15 protein-coding genes and 1 pseudogene are annotated in these 19,310 nt (G+C 41.8%); 14 read left to right on the forward strand and 2 right to left on the reverse strand.

The genetic code is table 11. The annotated features are described in order from the left end of the window. From ACFSCZ_RS04275 to ACFSCZ_RS04285, 3 genes and pseudogenes are all read left to right on the forward strand, one after another. Positions 1 to 255, forward strand: a pseudogene (locus ACFSCZ_RS04275) (ectoine/hydroxyectoine ABC transporter ATP-binding protein EhuA); the annotation flags it as partial. Positions 256 to 761: 506 nt separating this feature from the next. Next, positions 762 to 1,235 carry a N,N-dimethylformamidase alpha subunit family protein gene (locus ACFSCZ_RS04280; protein WP_380772528.1) on the forward strand — a complete coding sequence of 158 codons (474 nt, stop codon included), beginning with the start codon at positions 762 to 764 and terminating at the stop codon, positions 1,233 to 1,235. Between the two features lie 69 nt (positions 1,236 to 1,304). Beyond that, entirely contained in the window at positions 1,305 to 3,590 is a 2,286-nt protein-coding gene (locus ACFSCZ_RS04285) for a N,N-dimethylformamidase beta subunit family domain-containing protein (protein ID WP_380772529.1), read from the forward strand. A gap of 312 nt (positions 3,591 to 3,902) precedes the next feature. Here ACFSCZ_RS04285 and ACFSCZ_RS04290 read toward each other — a convergent pair whose 3' ends face one another. Together ACFSCZ_RS04290 and ACFSCZ_RS04295 are read right to left on the reverse strand one after the other, a co-directional pair. Further along, a complete protein-coding gene (locus ACFSCZ_RS04290; protein ID WP_380772530.1) occupies positions 3,903 to 4,763 on the reverse strand; it encodes an N-acetylmuramoyl-L-alanine amidase family protein in 861 nt (286 codons plus the stop codon). 11 nt (positions 4,764 to 4,774) lie between these two features. Beyond that, positions 4,775 to 5,818 (reverse strand): YARHG domain-containing protein, encoded by a 1,044-nt coding sequence (locus tag ACFSCZ_RS04295; protein ID WP_380772531.1) that lies wholly within the window; start codon positions 5,816 to 5,818, stop codon positions 4,775 to 4,777. Positions 5,819 to 6,062: 244 nt separating this feature from the next. Between ACFSCZ_RS04295 and ACFSCZ_RS04300 the strand changes: the two genes are divergently transcribed. From ACFSCZ_RS04300 to ACFSCZ_RS04350, 11 genes are all read left to right on the forward strand, one after another. Further along, positions 6,063 to 6,629 carry a TetR/AcrR family transcriptional regulator gene (locus tag ACFSCZ_RS04300; protein WP_380772610.1) on the forward strand — a complete coding sequence of 189 codons (567 nt, stop codon included), beginning with the start codon at positions 6,063 to 6,065 and terminating at the stop codon, positions 6,627 to 6,629. A gap of 90 nt (positions 6,630 to 6,719) precedes the next feature. Further along, entirely contained in the window at positions 6,720 to 7,664 is a 945-nt protein-coding gene (speB, locus tag ACFSCZ_RS04305) for an agmatinase (protein WP_380772532.1), read from the forward strand. A gap of 44 nt (positions 7,665 to 7,708) precedes the next feature. After that, on the forward strand, positions 7,709 to 9,064 hold the full coding sequence (locus ACFSCZ_RS04310; RefSeq protein WP_380772533.1) for an APC family permease: 1,356 nt from the start codon (positions 7,709 to 7,711) through the stop codon (positions 9,062 to 9,064). A 52-nt stretch (positions 9,065 to 9,116) separates the two neighbouring features. Next, on the forward strand, positions 9,117 to 10,745 hold the full coding sequence (locus ACFSCZ_RS04315) for an amidohydrolase (RefSeq protein WP_380772534.1): 1,629 nt from the start codon (positions 9,117 to 9,119) through the stop codon (positions 10,743 to 10,745). 266 nt (positions 10,746 to 11,011) lie between these two features. Then, complete coding sequence (gene nhaC, locus ACFSCZ_RS04320; protein ID WP_380772535.1) at positions 11,012 to 12,454, forward strand: Na+/H+ antiporter NhaC; 1,443 nt, start codon at positions 11,012 to 11,014, stop codon at positions 12,452 to 12,454. A 109-nt stretch (positions 12,455 to 12,563) separates the two neighbouring features. Then, positions 12,564 to 12,800 carry a hypothetical protein gene (locus ACFSCZ_RS04325; RefSeq protein ID WP_380772537.1) on the forward strand — a complete coding sequence of 79 codons (237 nt, stop codon included), beginning with the start codon at positions 12,564 to 12,566 and terminating at the stop codon, positions 12,798 to 12,800. Positions 12,801 to 12,863: 63 nt separating this feature from the next. After that, positions 12,864 to 13,910 carry an ABC transporter substrate-binding protein gene (locus ACFSCZ_RS04330; RefSeq protein ID WP_380772538.1) on the forward strand — a complete coding sequence of 349 codons (1,047 nt, stop codon included), beginning with the start codon at positions 12,864 to 12,866 and terminating at the stop codon, positions 13,908 to 13,910. Positions 13,911 to 13,950: 40 nt separating this feature from the next. After that, a complete protein-coding gene (locus ACFSCZ_RS04335) occupies positions 13,951 to 15,228 on the forward strand; it encodes an NAD(P)/FAD-dependent oxidoreductase (RefSeq protein ID WP_380772539.1) in 1,278 nt (425 codons plus the stop codon). Positions 15,229 to 15,249: 21 nt separating this feature from the next. Further along, positions 15,250 to 16,335: a C45 family autoproteolytic acyltransferase/hydolase gene (locus ACFSCZ_RS04340; RefSeq protein ID WP_380772540.1), complete on the forward strand. Its 1,086-nt coding sequence runs from the start codon at positions 15,250 to 15,252 to the stop codon at positions 16,333 to 16,335. Positions 16,336 to 16,615: 280 nt separating this feature from the next. Then, positions 16,616 to 18,157, forward strand: coding sequence for a GNAT family N-acetyltransferase (locus ACFSCZ_RS04345; protein ID WP_380772541.1), 1,542 nt, complete (start codon positions 16,616 to 16,618; stop codon positions 18,155 to 18,157). 61 nt (positions 18,158 to 18,218) lie between these two features. Then, entirely contained in the window at positions 18,219 to 19,286 is a 1,068-nt protein-coding gene (locus tag ACFSCZ_RS04350; protein WP_380772542.1) for an ABC transporter substrate-binding protein, read from the forward strand. Positions 19,287 to 19,310: the final 24 nt, after the last annotated feature.

The raw sequence follows: 19,310 nt of genomic DNA on the forward strand, positions 1-19,310 counted from the left end.
GACGAAGTGACCTCCGCTCTGGACCCCGAGCTGGTCGGGGAAGTGCTTAATGTCATCAAGGACATCGCCCATACGAGCAATATGACGATGATTTTGGTAACACATGAAATGGATTTTGCCCGTGAGGTTTCTGACCGCGTCGTTTTTATAGACAAAGGAAAAATTGTGGAGCAGGGAGCGCCGGAAGAAGTTTTGGAGAATCCAAAAACCGAAAGGCTGCAGACGTTTCTTCAAACATTCCGTCATGGTTATTAAAACAGAAGATTGATATGCAGAAAAGCTGTACAGAAAGTCATGTATCATTGACCTTCTGTAACAGCTTTTTCCTTTTTATATTGGCTCTATACTAAATGTTGGGTCTCCGAACAATTTGCACAAAAAAACACACGCAAACATGCAGTTCTTTTATACTGGAATTGTGGAAAAACAAGCAAAGATTGAAGTTGCGTGCAAATGAATCTTACCATAAAAGTCCCCGGCCTTGAAGATGTATGGATCACTAAAGTAGAAGAAGTGGACGATCGCATTGCCCTTCGTGTAGAAAGGGTGTAAGGTTGCACAGAAGTCCAAGCAGCGGCAAGAGAATAAGTTGGTGGGTTATCGCAAAAAGTTTCATAAATGAATTTAAAATTTCAAAAATGAAAGTACATTTAAAAAATTAAAACTAAGGAAAGCGGAAAATCCGATTATAATATCTATTTTTGAACATTTTTGTTGGCGTGTTATTTGCAAAATATTAGAAATATTCAGGAGGGGGGTGAATGATGAATGTTAACATTAATAAATGGAAAGGAGGTGTACGTATGAAAGACATTTCTAATAATATTGGACTCACTAAGAGTAACGGTCGACTTTCGAACCCCAACGACTATCAGGACAAAGGTAACGATTGGTATGAATACTACGATAACAAACGACGTCATGAAATTCTTTCAATCCTTCGTAAACATCCTGAGATTATTAAAGAACATGAAGAGAATCCCCTAGGATATAGAAAACACCATAGCTTGTTGCTTCAAAGAGTCTTAAATTATTTCCGAATGCAACCAGTCTTGGGAAAATATTTTATCTATTCTGATGATTACTGGAAGGAATACCGAATTGCAGTGAACGTCGAACTCGGTCAAAGGCCCAAGATCCTGGAAGAACCGGTATTCGACTCTGAGGAGGAGGCTATGCATGCTGTGTTCTTGAAAAGAATAGAAGATCTGGAAAAACTCACGACAAGAAGCTGAAAGTTAATCAACTTTGCTTAGATCTCAAGAGTATTAAACATTTTTTCTTAGAACAGGAGCGTTAATAACATGTCAAAGATCAGTATTCGTGGTTATACCGATCGACCTAGCGTTGCATCGGGTGAATCGATTAAGTTTCATGTTTCGGCCGATTCTCCAGGTGAGTACCAGGTAGATATAGTTCGCCTCATTAATGGTGATACTAATCCGAATGGACCAGGGTTTAAAGAAGAAGTGGTTGAAGAAATCCCGAGTAGTATGTACCCTGCACGATTTCAACGTACTCAATTCGGAAGTTATATCGAGATTCCTGACAATGACAAGTTGCACATGCTGGGGTCCTTTTCAGTGCACGCATTTATTTGGCCGACAACGCCTTCGCGTGGACGCCAGGGAATTGTCTCACGCTGGGACGAGCAGAACCAATGTGGGTGGGCATTAACGATTGAGGACGGTTGCCTTGCATTTTCAATTGGTGATGGAAATGGAAATGTTGACCGTGTTATGAGTGATCGCCCCCTTTTTGAAAAAGTATGGTACTCGATTACAGTGGTATATGACGCTGATGCTAGAAAGCTATCACTCTATCAAAAATCAGTGATCAACCGTGTTAATAGCGTGTTTGGTCATGTCGTACCACTAGATTCAGACACCTCCGTTCAAATGAACACACAGATACATCCGCAAAATGCCAGGGTTCCAGTTTTAATTGCTGGTCTTACGGAAGCCAGATTTGGAGATGGTGGCCGAACATGGTGCATAGCTAATTACAATGGAAAGATAGATGCTCCTAAAGTCTACAACCGGGCTTTGAATGCTGATGAGGCACTCAGACTATCTAAGGGTGAAAATGTCGACCCTACCGCTCAGGCAGCCCATTGGGACTTCTCTTCAGGTATCGGAAGTAATGGTATTCCAACAGACCATGTTGAAGATATTTCTAGTAATAATCTCCATGGACAATGTGTTAATCAACCTGATCGTGGCATGACTGGTTGGAACTGGGACGGGCACGAAGATCACTTTATTCACTGTCCTGAGCAGTACGGGGCTATTTGGTTTCACGAGGATTCATTAGATGATTGTCGTTGGGATTGTGATTTCGAGCTAAAGATCCCTGAAAGTTTAAAGAGCGATTGTTATGCGGCACGTATAAGGAAAGGTGACGCTGAGGACTATATACCATTCTTTGTTTTACCACCACGGGGTACTGCAACGTCCAAGATCCTAGTTCTTTTTAGTACCTTTAGTTATCTTGCATATGCAAACGAACAGATTATACAGAAGGCTGATATAGGACAAGCAGTAGTAGGTCACGTCCCAGTACTTAACGAACACGAACTAGAGCTCCATGAGAACTTAGAAAACTACGGTCTATCAACCTATGACGCTCATGTGGATGGACGGGGGGTGATGTATAGTACATGGAGAAGACCTATACTTAACATGCGACCTAAACGTCGTCAAGGGTTCGGATCGGTTTGGGCATTCCCTGCTGACTTGCACCTTGTGGATTGGCTAAATGCCCAAGGTTATGAATATGACATTGCTACCGAACACGACCTCATGGAACAGGGGAAGGACCTCTTACAACGCTACAATGTAGTGCTTACTGGTTCCCACCCTGAATACTATTCAGGTGCAATGCTTGACGCATGGGAAGACTACTTGTGTGCAGGTGGACGTGGTATGTATCTCGCAGCAAACGGATTCTATTGGGTTACCTCAGTACATCCGGAAAAGCCATGGGTAATAGAGGTACGCAAAGAACTGGGTGTAACTGCCTGGAATTCACCTCCCGGTGAGTTATATCATAGTACTACTGGAGAGCGAGGTGGGCGATGGCGAGCCCGTTCAAGACCACCTCAAAAGATCTTTGGGACTGGCATGACCAGTTACGGATTTGATCATTCTGGATACTATGTTCAGATGCCTGATAGCCAAGATGAGAGAGCCGCTTGGATATTTAAAGGTATCAATCCTGATGAGAGAATCGGCGACTTTGGTCTCGTTGGTGGAGGGGCCGGTGGGTATGAACTCGACCGTTACGATCTTTCGCTCGGTACACCACCACACACATTACTTCTTGCGAGTTCGGAAGGTCACAGTATAAACTACACTGTAATCCCTGAGGACAAGGCCTTTCCACATGCTGGGATGAATGGTGGAGAGCATCCATTAGTCCGTGCCGATATTACTTACTTTTCAACTGCTAATGGTGGTGGAATGTTCAGTACATCATCAATTTCATGGCTTGGCAGTCTATCTGAGAATAACTACAATAATAATGTCTCGCAGATGACAAAGAATGTTTTGACGCAGTTCATGAAAGATGAAGCAGCTCCAGTCGTATGAGAAAGGCAAATAGTTCAGTAGAATAGCACTCAGGCTGTACTCTGTACGTTTAGCATGTCAGTCTCTAAAAAAAGAAAAGTTGCAAACTGCGAAGGCTGAAGTAGCAATTAAACTACAAACTAACATTAGTAGTACAAACCAAAGGCAAGGTTTGTACTACTACTATTTTTCATAGGAAGAAGTGCGCTTTTATTTTCAATAATTAAATCACAATAAACAGATGACCTGGCATGCATAAATGCTTGTAGAGATTAATGCCTACTTCATTTACAAGCTGAGCAGGGTAAGAATATGCCATACCTAATGTTACTGTTAATGGCTGGCGTAGTCGGCCACCCCTGCTGCCACCTGTAGAAGAAGATCGGATAAATATTTTTCATTTGACAACAAAAGGTCCTCTTCGGGATTTGTCATAAAACCGAGCTCCAGTAATATGACGGGAACCCGGGACCAGTTGAAACCAGACAAATCCTCTCTTGGAAAAAGCCCATTTCCAAGAAGGGTATAGTTCTTCTCCGATACCCGATGAACAATCATTTGCCCGGCTTGAAAGCTATCTTCATAAATTTTTGCTGTATAAGGATTGTTTTGACCGGGGACTAAAACAGAAAACCCTCTCGTATCCTGGTTTTCTGCTCCGTCTGCATGGATGCGGATAAAGAGATCCGCTTTGTTTTGATTAGCCATTTCTGCACGCTCTCTATTACTGATATCCACATCATGGGAAGTCCTTGTCATGACCACCTGAATGCCTTTCTTTTCCAAAAGTTCTTTAAGAATAACGGCAGCTTCTAAGTTCAGTACATACTCTGGTTTACCTGTAGTAACACCTGTTGTTCCATATGTTACTTTGTTCTTTGTTTCTGCAGCACCGGGGCCGATGGGCTCCTGTTCCAGATTGGCATTTGCCTGATGCCCTGGATCAATACAAACAAGAAAGGAGGACTTGCGTTTTGTCTCATTGGTCGCGGAATCAACTCGATTTGGCTGTTTTCCTTTGTGACTGGTCTGTTCGGCCTTTCCTTCTTCGCTCGTGTTTTCAGCTTCTTTCGGATATTGCTTTGTTTCATTTAACGTCTTCAGCAGGCCTTTTTCTGTTTTGGCATTCAAGAACAATAAAGTGGCCGAGACCAGTATTGTTACACATGCAAGAGTTATGATAAAACGACGCATGGGGGTTTCTCCTATTCGAACGACTTTATAAAATTGACATTATGCTCTTCAACTGCGGTTAGATCCCCTTTGTAGTTCGGGTTTCGAGTGTACCAAGCCTGTCTGTCAAAATAATTTTGAAGGTCCTTAGATTTAAAGATATATCCATGTCTGGCGTAAATTTCATTACGAGCCAGTCGGAGCTCCTCTTTGGACATTCCCTTGATATCCTCAAACTGCAAGTAAGCGTAGTCACTGTACGGAATTAAATAATAAGAGTATGATGGTTTCGAAGTTTCCACTTCTTTATAAACAACAACGGTTTCCTGTTTCTGCTCTTGGGATTCTTCCTTTTTATCATTGGTTTTGCCCGTGTTCATGGACACTTCAAACCTATCTTTTGTTCCTGCCAGATCTATCGTCAGTTCATCTTCTTTTTCATCGCTTACACCTTTAAAAGTGTACGATCCGAGCAAAAGCGGGCCAAATTCTATTTTATCCTCTCCGCTCTCCAATACGCCGATTTCCCTATCATTTAAGTAAACGGTAGAAGGCCCAACAGAACTTTTTAATACAGCATAGTAGCTTTTTGTATCTATGACATATTGATCAAAAAACAAAAATTTCGTACCGTTTTTTCTGGTGAAAAATATTTCATCCCCCAGGGCTTCGTTCTCCAGACTTAATTCAATATCTTCCAGAAGAGATGGGTTTTTATCTATTAATAAAAATAAGGCTTCCAGGCTTTGATCATTAATTTTCATCCTAGTGTCCTGAGGAACCATTATTTGCTTTAGCGTCTGTTTATCTCTTTGAATCAGTGCCTGTTTAAATTCATCTGCCGCTGCAGCTTCACTGTACTTCTTTGATAGCAGCTGATAGCCGGTGAAACAAACAGTCACTAAAATAATGAGTCCCGCCAAAATACCAATTTTTGCTGTGGATAGCTTTCCGGATTTGTTCCGGGAACTATCAGCAGCTTGATGAGACCTTGATTGCTGAAGCGGGTCACCGCATTTTAAACAAAGCTCAGCGTTTGATTTGTTCCGGTGCCCGCAGTTTTTACAATTTGTCATGATATTCCCCCCGTTTTATACACATCTCTTCATAAAAGCAACTTTATGCCTAGTCCTTTTCATCCAGCAAACGTTTTTATTTTACCATTACTGGATAAAAGTTCAATATAGCCCAGAATAATGAACCTCTCAATAATGATTTCGTATTCAACAAGACAAAAATTCGAAAAATTTTTCTTGTATATTAGTTCTTTAGATGCTAATATAAAAGAAACGAAAAGTGTTTTTTGGGTTTCCGGAAGGTGTGAGATGTATCAAGGAACGAATTTTAAAGGAATTTAGGGAAGAAGTTCGGCAGCAGGGTCTAAGGTTTTCAATGGATGATTTGGCAGCCAGGCTCGGTGTCAGTAAAAAAACAATCTATAAGTATTATTCATCAAAAGCCGAAATACTGGAAGAGATGATTGATCAAACGATTGAAAACATGGAAGAAAAAGCAGCGGCCATCATCCAGGATGAACAGCTTACTCTTGTTGAAAAGCTAAAAGGGGTTATGGCAGTGGCGCCTGATCATTATGATCTTACGGATGTAAGGATACTAAATCAGATGAAGCGGTTTTTTCCGGAGCAGTGGGAGAAGCTGGATCATTTTCTCCAAAGCGATTGGGATCAAATTAAAAGTCTTGTGGAACAGGGTGTTGAAAAGGGTTACATCAAAGACTATAACGTGTCCTTAATGATGAAGGTCATTATTGCATCCATTAATACGACACTGGACCAAAGTTTTTATTTGAATAACCAAATTACAACAGAAGAAGCCCTGGAGGATATAGTTGAGATTTTATTGGGTGGAATTTTAGAGAATAATTGATTTATGAATCTATTATTCTCTATCCTATGTTTGGAAACTCTAAAAACTAATTAAGTTTCCACTGACTAACACATAACCTGGAGGGATATCATGTATAAACCAGTTGTTTCTTCCATTACACCAGCCTATTCATTTATGAAGCTGGAACGAAAAAGAGATCTGGAAAATAAGGATTTTGCAGTTATAGGGGTACCTTTTGACATGGCTGCGACGAATAGAACCGGCCAACGGTATGGCCCGCAGCATATTAGGAATTTTTCAGGAATGCTTCGTCCATATAATCCTGATCAGCAGATAAAAATCTTTGACTACTGTTCAGGAGTTGACTATGGGGATGTCGAAGTTATTCCAGGAAATATTCATAAAACTTATCAAAATATAGAAAAAGAGCTAAACCTCATTTTTGAGAAAAAGATAACCCCGATCATGATGGGCGGGGATCACTCGATTACTCTGGCTCATCTGCGGGCTGCAGTAAAACAATACGGACCTGTTGCCCTTGTGCATTTTGATTCACACTGTGATACATGGGATGAGTTATTTGGAGAAAAGTATTCACACGCAACCCCCTTTCGCCGGGCGGTTGAGGAGGGATTGATTGATGTCAATCATTCTATTCAAATCGGTATGCGGGGATCGCTTTTTGAACCTGAGGATGTAGCCGGTGCCATGGATCTGGGTTTTAAAGTTTGGACGATGCGAGAGGTCCGAAATGCAGGATTTGAAAGCGTCATCAAAAGCATTCATGAAAGAGCAGGAAATCGGCCGGTATTTGTTTCATACGATATTGATTTTCTTGATCCATCGTATGCTCCGGGAACTGGAACGCCGGAAATTGGAGGTCCGACAAGTTTTGAAGGATTGGAATTTGTCAGAGAACTGGACGGACTGAATATCGTAGGGTTTGACTTGGTGGAAGTGCTCCCGGCTTATGACAGCGGTGACATTACTGCTGCAGCTGCAGCCAATATTATTTATGAAATGATTACATTAGTTGCGTTGAGAAAAAAGAAAAGGCCGGATTTTAAGATTTGAATACGTTTTCCGTAATACAAAGAACATGAATTGGAGGTCTTGATATGCAGCAACATTCATTAAATCGTACGCTTACCTTTTGGCCCCTTGTCTTCCTTGGATTAGCTTTTATGACAATGATGATTATTTTTACCACATATGGGATTGCCTCACAAGTTACTCAAGGGATGGTACCGGCTGCATACGTCATTGTACTTGTAGCAATGCTCTTTAATGTTTACAGTTATGGAAGAATGGTCAAAGTATTCCCTTCCTCGGGAACATCGTATGCTTATGCCCAAAAAGCGATTCACCCAAATGCAGGTTTCTTTGTTGGCTGGGCAATCATGATGGATTACTTGTTAACGCCCATGCTCAACTATTTAGTCGTTGGAATCTATTTATCAGCTGCCTTTCCGGGTGTTCCCGCCTGGATATGGATCATTTTGTTTATCGCTCTTATTACAACAATCAATGTATTCGGTTTAAAGATAGCGGCTAATGTCAATTTTTTGCTGGTGGCATTTCAAATGTTGGTTGTAGGCATCTTTGCTATTCTATGTATCAAGCAGATTGTCGGCGGAATGGGAACCGGAACATTATTTTCATCCCTGCCATTTTATCAATCGGATGCCTCATTTTCAGCTGTAACTGCAGGTGCAGCGATATTATTCCTGTCTTTCCTTGGTTTTGATACCATCACAACTTTTAGTGAAGAAACGATTAACCCGGAAAAGACTCTTCCTAGGGCAATGTTTGCAGTTGTATTAATCGGTGGAGGATTGTTCATAGCATTATCTTACATTATTCAAATGGTGTACCCGGATTTCATGAGCTTTAACGATGTGGACGCTGCGGGTTTTGAAGTGGTAGCAGCAGTTACAGGGAACTTATTCACATCTATATTTCTGGCAGGGTATATTATCGCCTGTTTTGCATCCGCAATGGTTTCACATGCCGGCATTTCCCGTTTTCTGTATGCCATGGGACGGGATGGCGTACTGCCAAAACGTTTCTTTGGCTATGTAAGTCCAAAGCGCAAAGTTCCGCTGTTCAACATCGTTTTAGTGGGCCTTATTTCTTTACTGGCTTTAGTGCTGACAATGGATCTATTACTTGCCTTTATCAACTTCGGTGTTTTGGTTGCATTTGCTTTTGTTAATTTATCTGTGATATCACATTATTTTATCAGAAATAAACGGAGGAATTCCGTTAAGGAAGTTGTTTTATTTTTGATCCTCCCTCTTATTGGTTTCAGCATTAATGCTTGGCTTTGGACGAACTTGGAAACAAGTGCATTAATATTGGGTGGAAGCTGGCTGTTGATCGGCTTGATTTATTTGGCATTTCTCACGAAGATGTTTCGAAAACCCACCCCGCAAATGAATTTGGAGGACCATGACCAATCCAAAGCTGTGTAAAAGATTCCTATCTACCGCTAGAACAGATCATCATGGAAAGGATAAAACACACATGACGAAAAGAACAGCAGATCTCATAATAACTAGCAATGCAGTATTTACAGGGCTGTCGAATCAGCCCGAACCAGCGTCGATTGCGATTGTAAATAATAAAATATCCGCCATTGGCTCTGAGGAAGAAATAAAAAAATACGCGGGGGAGCAGACGAGGATCTTCCATTACCACGATCAGCTGGTGATGCCCGGTTTTCATGATTTCCATCTTCATATCATGCACGGCGCAGTCTCCTTATTGAGTGTAGATTTATTTTCTGCGCGCTCAGAGAATGAAGCATTAGAGATGATTGGAAAATTTGCGGAAGACAATCCAAACCATCCATGGGTAGTAGGTTTTACATGGGACTCAGGTTACTGGGAAAGTCAGAAATTGCCGGATCGATATGCATTGGACCGTATTCTCCCTAATCGTCCTGCGGTGATGTTTCATGCAGAAGGACATTATGCATGGGTAAACTCAAAAGCACTGGAAATTGCAAATATAAACCGGTTTACAGAAAACCCTTCCTATGGCATAATCGGCAAATTTGAAAATGGGGAACCTAACGGAATTTTATATGAAAAGGCAATGGAGTTTGTAACGAAGCATGCCTTTGATTATACGAGGGAACAAAAAGCAGCGGTTTTTCATCACTTTCTTTCTGAGGCTGCACGACTGGGAATTACCGCTGTCCATAATATGTACGGAACAGATTCATTGAGTGTACTGGATGACTTTGATCTATTTAAAGAATTCGAGGATAAAGGAAGACTAACCACTCGCATCCATCTTTGGCCTGCCTTAAACGGCGATTTGGCAAGTGCTGAAAAATTGCGGGAGAAATATTGCTCTGGAAAACTGCAATTTTCAGGACTAAAGCAATTTATTGATGGCGTGGTCACATCCCGTACGGCATATATGCTTGAACCCTATACTGACAAGCCGGATGAAAGGGGAGAGACTGCTTTTCCTCCGGAATTAATCAAAAAGTGGGTCGTTGATGCAGATAAAGAAGGATTTAGTGTTCGATTTCATGCCATTGGAGATGGTGCGATCCGCCTTGCTCTTGACGCATATGAAGAAGCCCGGAAAGTAAATGGGCCAAGAGACTCAAGACATGCAGTTGAACATGTGGAAGTCATTCACCCTGATGACATCTATCGGTTTAAAGAGCTTGGTGTCACAGTATCCATGCAACCCGACCACTTTGCCATGTCGGAACGGGGAGTGTATACAGAAAGGATTGGAAAAGAGCGGGAGAAGAACGTATTCCTGATCAAAACGTTATTGGATTCAGGAGCAAACATAGCATTTGGCACTGACTTTCCAATTGATATCCTCAATCCGCTTTTACAGATTTACCGGGCAGTAACAAGGGTTGACAGCAGCGGTAAAGATATATGGCATCCGCATGAACGAATTACTCTGGCTGAGGCGCTGAAAGCCTATACCATTGGATCTGCCTATGGATCTTTCAGGGAAAATGAACTGGGGACACTGGAAGAAGGCAAACTGGCAGATATTGTTGTCCTAAAAGAAAATCCTTTTGACATTCCTGTTGAGAAGATTCCTCATGTTGAAGTTGAATTGACGGTTACTGATGGAGAAATTGTATATGAAAATACAAAAGAAACCGTAAAGTAATTTAAGTGCACAGAGATATGGCAAATTCCATGCTCTGTGCATTTTTTTTAGCCTGTCCTATACAATGAAATAGTATATTACTTAAGTCCTGTTCAAAGTTTAAATAGTATTTTGAACGAGCTAATGCAAATCCGCAATGATTATGCATATATGAATAACTCAAACCATCTTAGATGAAAGAAAGCGCGGTCATAACCAGTTTAAAAGTTGGCACACAAGTTGCATTGATAAATGATAACGCTTTAATTATTTGGGAGGTACTATCCTTGAGTACACAACAAGAACATACAGAGAAAAGAAAACCTACTTTACTGGTTGCCCTGATTCCAATCGGTTTTATGATTATTGCTCTTTTTACCGGAATCTTCATTTACGAATCAGATCCTCATATTCCGCTCTTGCTCAGTGCAGGAGTAGCAGCCGTTGTTGCTATATCTCTTGGCTATAAATGGAAGGAAATAGAAGAAGGCATGCTGGATGCTGTCCGTTTGGCGCTTCAAGCCATTGTTATTTTGATGGTCATTGGGGCCATTATTGGCTCATGGATAGCCGGGGGAGTTGTCCCTACTATGATTTATTATGGCTTGGAGATTCTTTCCCCCGGGTATTTCCTTGTAGCTGCATGTGCCATTTGTTGTATTGTGGCCATAGCTTCAGGTAATTCCTGGACTGCAGCGGGTACTATTGGAATCGCAATTATGGGAATTGGTCATGGTCTTGGAATGAATCCTGCCATGGTGGCAGGCGCCGTAATTTCCGGTGTGTATTTTGGGGACAAAATATCTCCGCTTTCTGAAACCACGAACTTGGCACCGGGGATAGTGGGGGTAGAGTTATTTGAGCATATAAAGCATATGCTTTATACGACAATACCTGCCCTTGTTATTGCATTAATTATATATGCAGTTATGGGTATGAAGTTTGCGGGTCAAGGAGCTGAAATCTCTGAAGTCCAATTGCTGCAGTCACAGCTTGCTGACATTTTCACGATTTCTCCTTGGCTACTCATCGTACCCGGGTTCATCATTGTCATGATGGTTTTTAAGATTCCTGCACTTCCGGGATTGACGATTGGTGCGTTCCTGGGAACCATGTGTGCCATCGTTGTACAAAATGTCCCATTGGGTGATGCAATCAACATTTTATATTATGGATATTCCATTGATACAGGAGTAGAAGTGGTGGACAGTCTCTTAAATAACGGAGGCATTGAGTCTGTTTTGTATACGGTTTCTTTAATAGTGATTGCCATGTGCTTCGGCGGCGTGTTGGAAAGGGCAGGGTTCTTTGAGGCCATTGTCCGTGGGATTATGAAGCTCGCAAAGAGTACTGGCAGCTTGATTGCGACCACTGTTGGTACAAGTATATCGGCCAATATTATCGGATGCGATCAGTACCTGTCCATCATTGTTCCGGGCCGCATGTATGCCGCAGAGTATGAACGCAGAGGGCTGAAGGCCAAAAATCTTTCCCGGGTTTTGGAAGACGCTGGTACGATGACATCGCCTCTGGTTCCATGGAACACATGCGGGGCTTTCATGGCAGCAACACTTGGAGTTGCTACATTGAGTTATTTGCCTTTTGCCTTTCTATGTTTGCTGAGCCCGATTATTTCCATTATTTATGGTTTTACAGGGTTTAAAATTGAATATAAAGATGAAGTAGCTGCCCAAGCACAAAGCAAAGCAAAACACCATGCAGCCGGTTAATACGGCTGCTTGTCCTTTCAGTAAAATTAACTAAAATTTAATTCTTTTCAAACATGATAGCGATTGCCGTAAATTACAAAACCCGTCGGAAGGGAGAGGATAGGGTTCGATGAAGGAGATGATCTTAAGTCCTTGTAATGGTATTTTGGTTGCCTTTTACATTCGTGAAGACCTTGTTCAAAAAAGCTGTTCAACATTTTTAAAAATTAAACAAGAAGATGGCACCATCATTGAATGCAGAAAAACATATCCTGGGAAGGTGGCATCAGTAGAAGTAAGAGAGGGGGAGGAAGTCGTGAAAGGAATGGTGTTGGCATATGTAGAAGAGTATGCTATTGAAATTTAATAAATGAGGCTGGCTTTAAAAATACTTTCATAGAGATTTATACATTAAAGGGGGAATGTACAAATGAAATGTAAAAAAGTTAGTTTACTTTCACTAGTATTGGCAGTTATGCTGGTCATTGCAGGATGCGGAGGCAGCAGCGCCGGAAGCAAGAATGAAAATGAAGTCAATATTTTAAACTGGTCTGAATATTTGCCGGATCATCTTATTGAGCAGTTTGAAGAAGAAACAGGGATCAAGGTCAATTATAGTACCATCTCGTCCAATGAAGAACTGGTAGCCAAGCTAAACGTTGGAAATGCTACCTACGATTTGGCAGTCCCTTCTACTTACTTTGTTGAAGTGCTGATCAAACAAGGAATGCTGGAAAAAATCAATAAGGAAAACATCCCAAACTTGAAAAATATTGATGAACGTTACTTAGGCTGGGATTTTGATCCCGATGATGAGTATTCTGTTCCATATATGTGGGGAACAGAAGTGATTGCTTATAATGAGGAATTGGTAGATTTTGATATTAAAAGCTATAAGGATTTGTTTAACCCTGAATTGGAAAACAGCCTTGTTGTCGTAGATGATCCAAGAACTATGCTCGGAGCCATGCTCGCAATGCTGGGTTATTCTCCCAACAGTACGAATGAGGAAGAAATTATGGCTGCTGGCGAGGAATTAAAAAAGCTTATGCCGAATATAAAAGCTTTTGACAGCGATAGTCCCAAAAACCTTTTAGTGAGCGGGGAAGTCAAAGCCGGAGTCGTCTATGGTGCTGAAGCTGCTCTTGCAATGAGGGAAAACCCAAGCATTAAGGTAGTTATACCAGAGGATCATTTAAGCTTATGGCAAGATAATTTTGTCATTCCAAAAGATGCGCCGAATAAAGAGAACGCGGAAAAGTTCATTAATTTTATCCTTCAGCCGGAAGTAAGCAAAGAAATCACAATGGATTATCCATACCACAATCCGAATAAAGAGGCATTAAAACTGTTGCCTGAAGAGGTGCAGCAGGAGCTCCAATTAACGGATGAAGAGTATGAGAGAGGCTCGCATGCAGTAGATGTGGGGGAAGCCATCCAATATTATGACCGTGCATGGTCTGAAGTAAAGCAATAAAAGCTAGGTCGATGGTACACGTACTAGAAGGAGTGGAAGCATGATCAATAAAACGTTATGGGGCGCAACAGCGAATGAGCATAAAAGAAGGCCTGTGCAACAGGGAGAAGAAACGTGTGATGTAGTCATCATAGGGGGAGGTTTTACAGGCCTGTCCGTTGCGTACCATTTACAGCAAAGGAATGTCAAAACCATCGTACTTGAGGCAAACACGGTGGGGTCCGGAGCCAGCGGAAGAAATGGCGGAGAAGTATTAATCGGTTATGTAAAGACGATGCAGGCGCTGGCCGAGAAGTACGGCAATGATGCAGCCGGACAGATGTTTCAAATGTCCATTGACAGTATTGATTTAATTGAGGGAATTATTGATCAAGAGGAAATACAGTGTGATTTTTTCCGGAATGGGAATTTGCTGGCAGCCTATAAACCTTCCCACTTAGATGGTTTACGGAGGGAACAGGAGTTTTTATACAAGGAATACGGTTTTGAAACAAAAATCTTGGAAAGATCCGAAATGCGTACAGAAGTAGATTCTGACTTCTATCATGGAGCTCAAATTGATGAAAAAAGTGCCATCTTTCATCCGTTGAACTACTGCCTTGGTTTGGCAAATGCTGTAGAAAAGTACGGAGGTACGATATATGAACATTCAGAGGCCATCCGTATAAAACGTGAATCTCACGATAAGGTCATCGTTGAGACCAATAATGGGCGAATTGTTGCCAAACAAGTTGGAATGTTCGTTAACGCCTACACAACGGGTGTACACAAGCAGATTCAAAAATCTGTTGTTCCTGTAGAAAGTATTGTGCTGGCTACCGAGCAACTGCCTGAAGATTTATGTAAACAGCTGATAAAACATAACCGGGCAGCAAGTGATACAAAAAACCTGTTATATTATTTTAGGCTGTCTGCTGACAACCGTATGGTATTTGGAGGTTCCGGCCGGACGGCAACCAAAAGGGATGCACGTATGCTGTTTGAAAATTTGCAGGCAGGAATGGTGGATGTGTTCCCGGCGTTAAAGGATGCCAAGGTGGAATACACCTGGAGCGGAAAAGTTGGTTTTACGATTGAAAGAATTCCATATATTGGCCAGTTGGAGGATGGTACCCACTTTGCCTTTGGATATGCAGGACACGGGGCGGCCATGTCAACCTTGCTGGGCAAAATTGTTGCCTTAAATATGCTAAATGAAGGAGACATAAACAACCCTCTGGACCGCTCGAATTTAAAGCCGATCCCCTTTCACCGGATGAACGCCACCGGGTTGGGTATCATGAAATATTACTTTAAATTTTTAGATTATATCTCTTGAGGGGAAAGAAGGATCGAACCAATGATTAACCAACTGGATCTAGAAGGAACACCAAGAGAAATAGGTGAAAAACATGGCCGTGAAGGAAAGGAACAGATTCAGGTCAGTCTTGAAAGCTATGAAAAACTCTTTTACGGTTTTCATCAAATCAGCTGGAAGGAAGCGCGTGATCGAGCGCTCGATCATCTAAAGGCTATTGAAGACTATGACAACGAGCTGATTGAGGAGATGGAAGGTGTTGCAAAAGGGGCCGGAGTGGATTTCGAAGATATTTTGACATTAAATTCCCGAAGTGAGATTGCACTTACAGGCAGAAAAGACAGGATGTTTTCCGACGGGTGTACGTCGATTGCTGTCTCAGCACCTTCCAGCAGCGAAACAATAATTGGCCAAAACTGGGATTGGAGGGGCAGCCAGATTGCGAGTCTTCTGCTGCTTCGCATAAAACAAAAAGGAAAGCCGGATATTACGATGGTCACTGAGGGAGGGATTATTGGAAAAATCGGCTGTAACTCTGCTGGTATAGCTGTCTGCCTGAATGCATTAATCACAGACAAGAAGTCCAATCATGTACCGATACACCTTGGTTTAAGAGCAGTATTAAATTCTGACTCCCTGCACGAAGCACTTTCAAAAGTGGATGGCGGACAAATGGCTTCTGCCGCAAACTTTTTGATTGCAAGTCATGAAGGGGAAGGGCGTGCTCTTGCGGCCAATGTAGAAGTTTCTCCTTTTGGGATAGATGTTATGGCAGAACCAAATGGGGTTGTCGTTCATTCCAATCACATCCTTTCGAGTAAGCTGCCTGAGCGGCTTACAGATCTGAATGAATTTAAGAATGTTGACTCGCTGATCAGGAAACTCCGTGCAGAGCAGCTGGTCCATACCGCGCTTGCCAACGGTGAAATGATTAATGAGAACAGCTTTAAGAAATGGTTCACTGACACATTTAATTATCCGAACTCTATTAATCACTTTCGGAATCCCAATGTACCGGAGCACCGGCGTAATGAAACAGTATTTTCTATCATTATGAATCTGTCTAAAAAAAGAATTTTGTTTTGCACGGGAAATCCGGTCTTGGATGGTTATCAAGAGGTTGAATAGAGATTCCAAAGAGATCGGGCTGGGGCATAAACGAAAAGATTCAAGCTGCCGACGAACATATACTGCATGAGCCTTGAAATATACACAATCTCTGCAGGAGGAAAGGCCCCGGTGAGCCCTGCAGTGCAGTAGTAGAAGGAAGCTCACCGGCCTCCCGCGGAAAGAGAAATCTTTTCCGGAGACGGTGGTATCGGTCAGTTTGGATGTGTCTTTGATTAAAAACATTTTTGTCTAAGCCTTTTTGATTAAAATATTTCCTGAAAGGAAGCTGAATTTACTTATGAAAGCGGATCTTTCTAATATTGAGAAAGAAATCGTTGTTCGGAACATGAGAGAGGACGATATTGAGGAAGTAGTAAAAGTCGCCAACCTTAGTTTCGGAATTCCGGGAGTGGCTTTTGAAGCGAAGCACTATAAAAGCCATATTCAAATTTTTCCTGAGGGACAATTTTGTGTAGAATACGGCGGAAAAATTATTGGAGCCTGCTCCAGTATCGTTATTAATTTTGAAGAATACCCAGAAGAACATACGATAGATGAGATCTCCGGTGACGGATATATCCGCAACCATAATCCAAACGGTGTCAATCTGTATGGACTGGATGTGGTCGTCCATCCGGACTACCAAAAACTCAAGATTGGCCGCCGGTTGTATGAAGCACGCCGAAAGCTTTGCCGTAAATTAAACTTAAAAAGCATTATTTTTGGCGGCCGTATGCCAAATTATTACAAGTATGCCGACCAATTGACACCAGAGGAATATGTCGAACAGGTGATCCAGAAAAAATTGTACGATCCCGTCATTACTTTTCAAACGATGAACGGTTTTCAGTTTAAAAGAGTATTGCCCAACTATTTACCTGATGACAAAGCTTCTTTAACGAATGCAACATTAATGGAGTGGGTCAATGAAGATTACGTTCCTCCGTCTGAGCTGGATTATAGGCATTCATTACCCGTCCGAATTTCTTCTATTCAATATGATTTTAAAAAAGTTGATTCTTTTGAAGACTTTGCCAGGCAATGTGAGTATTATGTCCGTAATAGCTCGAAGGTAAGGTCCGACTTTGTTGTATTTCCGGAAGTCCTTACGATGCAGCTTGCAGCATTCTCAAATGAAAAGTTTCCAAGCGGCCAGGCACAAAAGGTGACGTTTTATACAAACGAATACATTGGGCTGTTTTCCGGATTGGCTCTCAAATACAGCATTAATATTGTGGCCGGATCGCACTATGAAGAGGAAGACAATAATATTTACAATGTGTCCTATTTATTCAGGCGAAACGGTACAATGGACAAACAGGCTAAACTTCATATACCGCCATCTGAAAAAAGCTGGATTGGTGTTCAGCCGGGTAAAGAACTTCGGGTGTTTGACACGGATTGCGGTAAAATCGCCATCCTGATCGGATATGACATCCAATTTCCTGAACTTGCCCGCCAGGCTGCTGATCTCGGGGCAAATATCATATTTACTCCGTTTGCAGAGGAAAACAAGCAAGGATATTTGCGGATCCGATATTGTTCACAGGCAAGAGCAATAGAAAACCAGGTATATACTGTGATTTCAGGAGCATCCGGCAATTTGACCAACGTTACAATGGCAGATGCCAGATATGGACAATCCGCCATCTTTTCTCCAATTGATTTTTCCTTCCCGAATGATGGAGTAGTGGCAGAAAGCTGCCAAGATAAAAATTCTGTTGTTGTGGGAGATGTTGATCTGGAAGTATTGCGAAGAAATCGTGAGATCGGTACTGCTACCCCATTTAAAGACAGAAAGAGGAAAGAACGAGCAGCAGGCTCTCCTGCTGTGACATAAAAATGATACAAATTGTGTCTATTGAAAGTTTGATAAATAATAACAAGGGGGAAAAGTTGTCTTGAAAAAACGGATCAAGCCATTAATCGGATTTGTAACCGCTCTCATGGTGTCCGGACTGGTTTTGGCCGGATGCGGAGGCAGTACCGGAGGATCCAAAAAAGAAGAGGTCAACATCATGAACTGGTCAGAATATCTGCCGCCTCATCTGATTGAACAATTTGAAGAAGAGACCGGCATTAAGGTGAATTACAGTGAAATTTCATCGAACGAAGAAATGATTGCCAAATTAAATGTCAGCGGTGGAGAATTTGATCTTGCGGTTCCGTCCACATATTTTATTGAGGTGCTGATCAAAGAAGATAAGCTTGAAAAAATCAATAAAGACAACATTCCTCATTTGAAAAATATAGGGGAGGACTATCTGGGCTGGGAATTTGACCCGAATGATGACTACTCTCTTCCATATATGTGGGGGACAGAAGTCATTGTTGTAAATGAGGAGCTTGTTGATGATGAGATCGAAGTGACCTCCTATAAGGATCTGTTCAATCCGTATTTTAAAGACAGCCTTGTAATCCTTGATGACCCCCGTACGATGCTGGGTGCCATGCTCAGTATGCTGGGATATGACCCCAACACCACAAAAGAAGAAGAAATCGTTGCCGCAGGGGAAGAACTGAAAAAGTTAAGACCCAATATAAAGGTATATGACAGCGATAATGCAAAAAATCTTTTAATCAGTAATGAAGTAAAAGCAGGAGTTGTTTACGGAGCAGAAGCTGCGCTGGCGATGAGAGAAAATTCAAATATTCAAGTCATTATCCCGGAGGACTTCCTCAGTTTATGGCAGGATAACTTTGTCATTCCAAAGGGAGCAAAGAACAAAGAGAACGCTGAAAAGTTCATTAATTTCAGTTATGATCCCGAGGTCAGCAAAGAAATTACATTGGATCATCCTTATGTAAACCCTAATGAAGAGGCAATGAAGCTGCTTCCGGATAATATCCGAAAAGAAATTGAAATGACCATTGGGGAGGGAGTCAACCATCCTAAAGGTGCTCATGCGGTGGATGTGGGAGAAGCCCTTCAAATATATGACCGCGTCTGGTCTGAAGTGAAGCAATAGTTTGCGACGGGATGGTGTTTTAAC

The sequence above is a fragment of the Siminovitchia sediminis genome (assembly GCF_042680885.1).
Classification (GTDB): Bacteria; Bacillota; Bacilli; order Bacillales; family Bacillaceae_C; genus Siminovitchia; species Siminovitchia sediminis.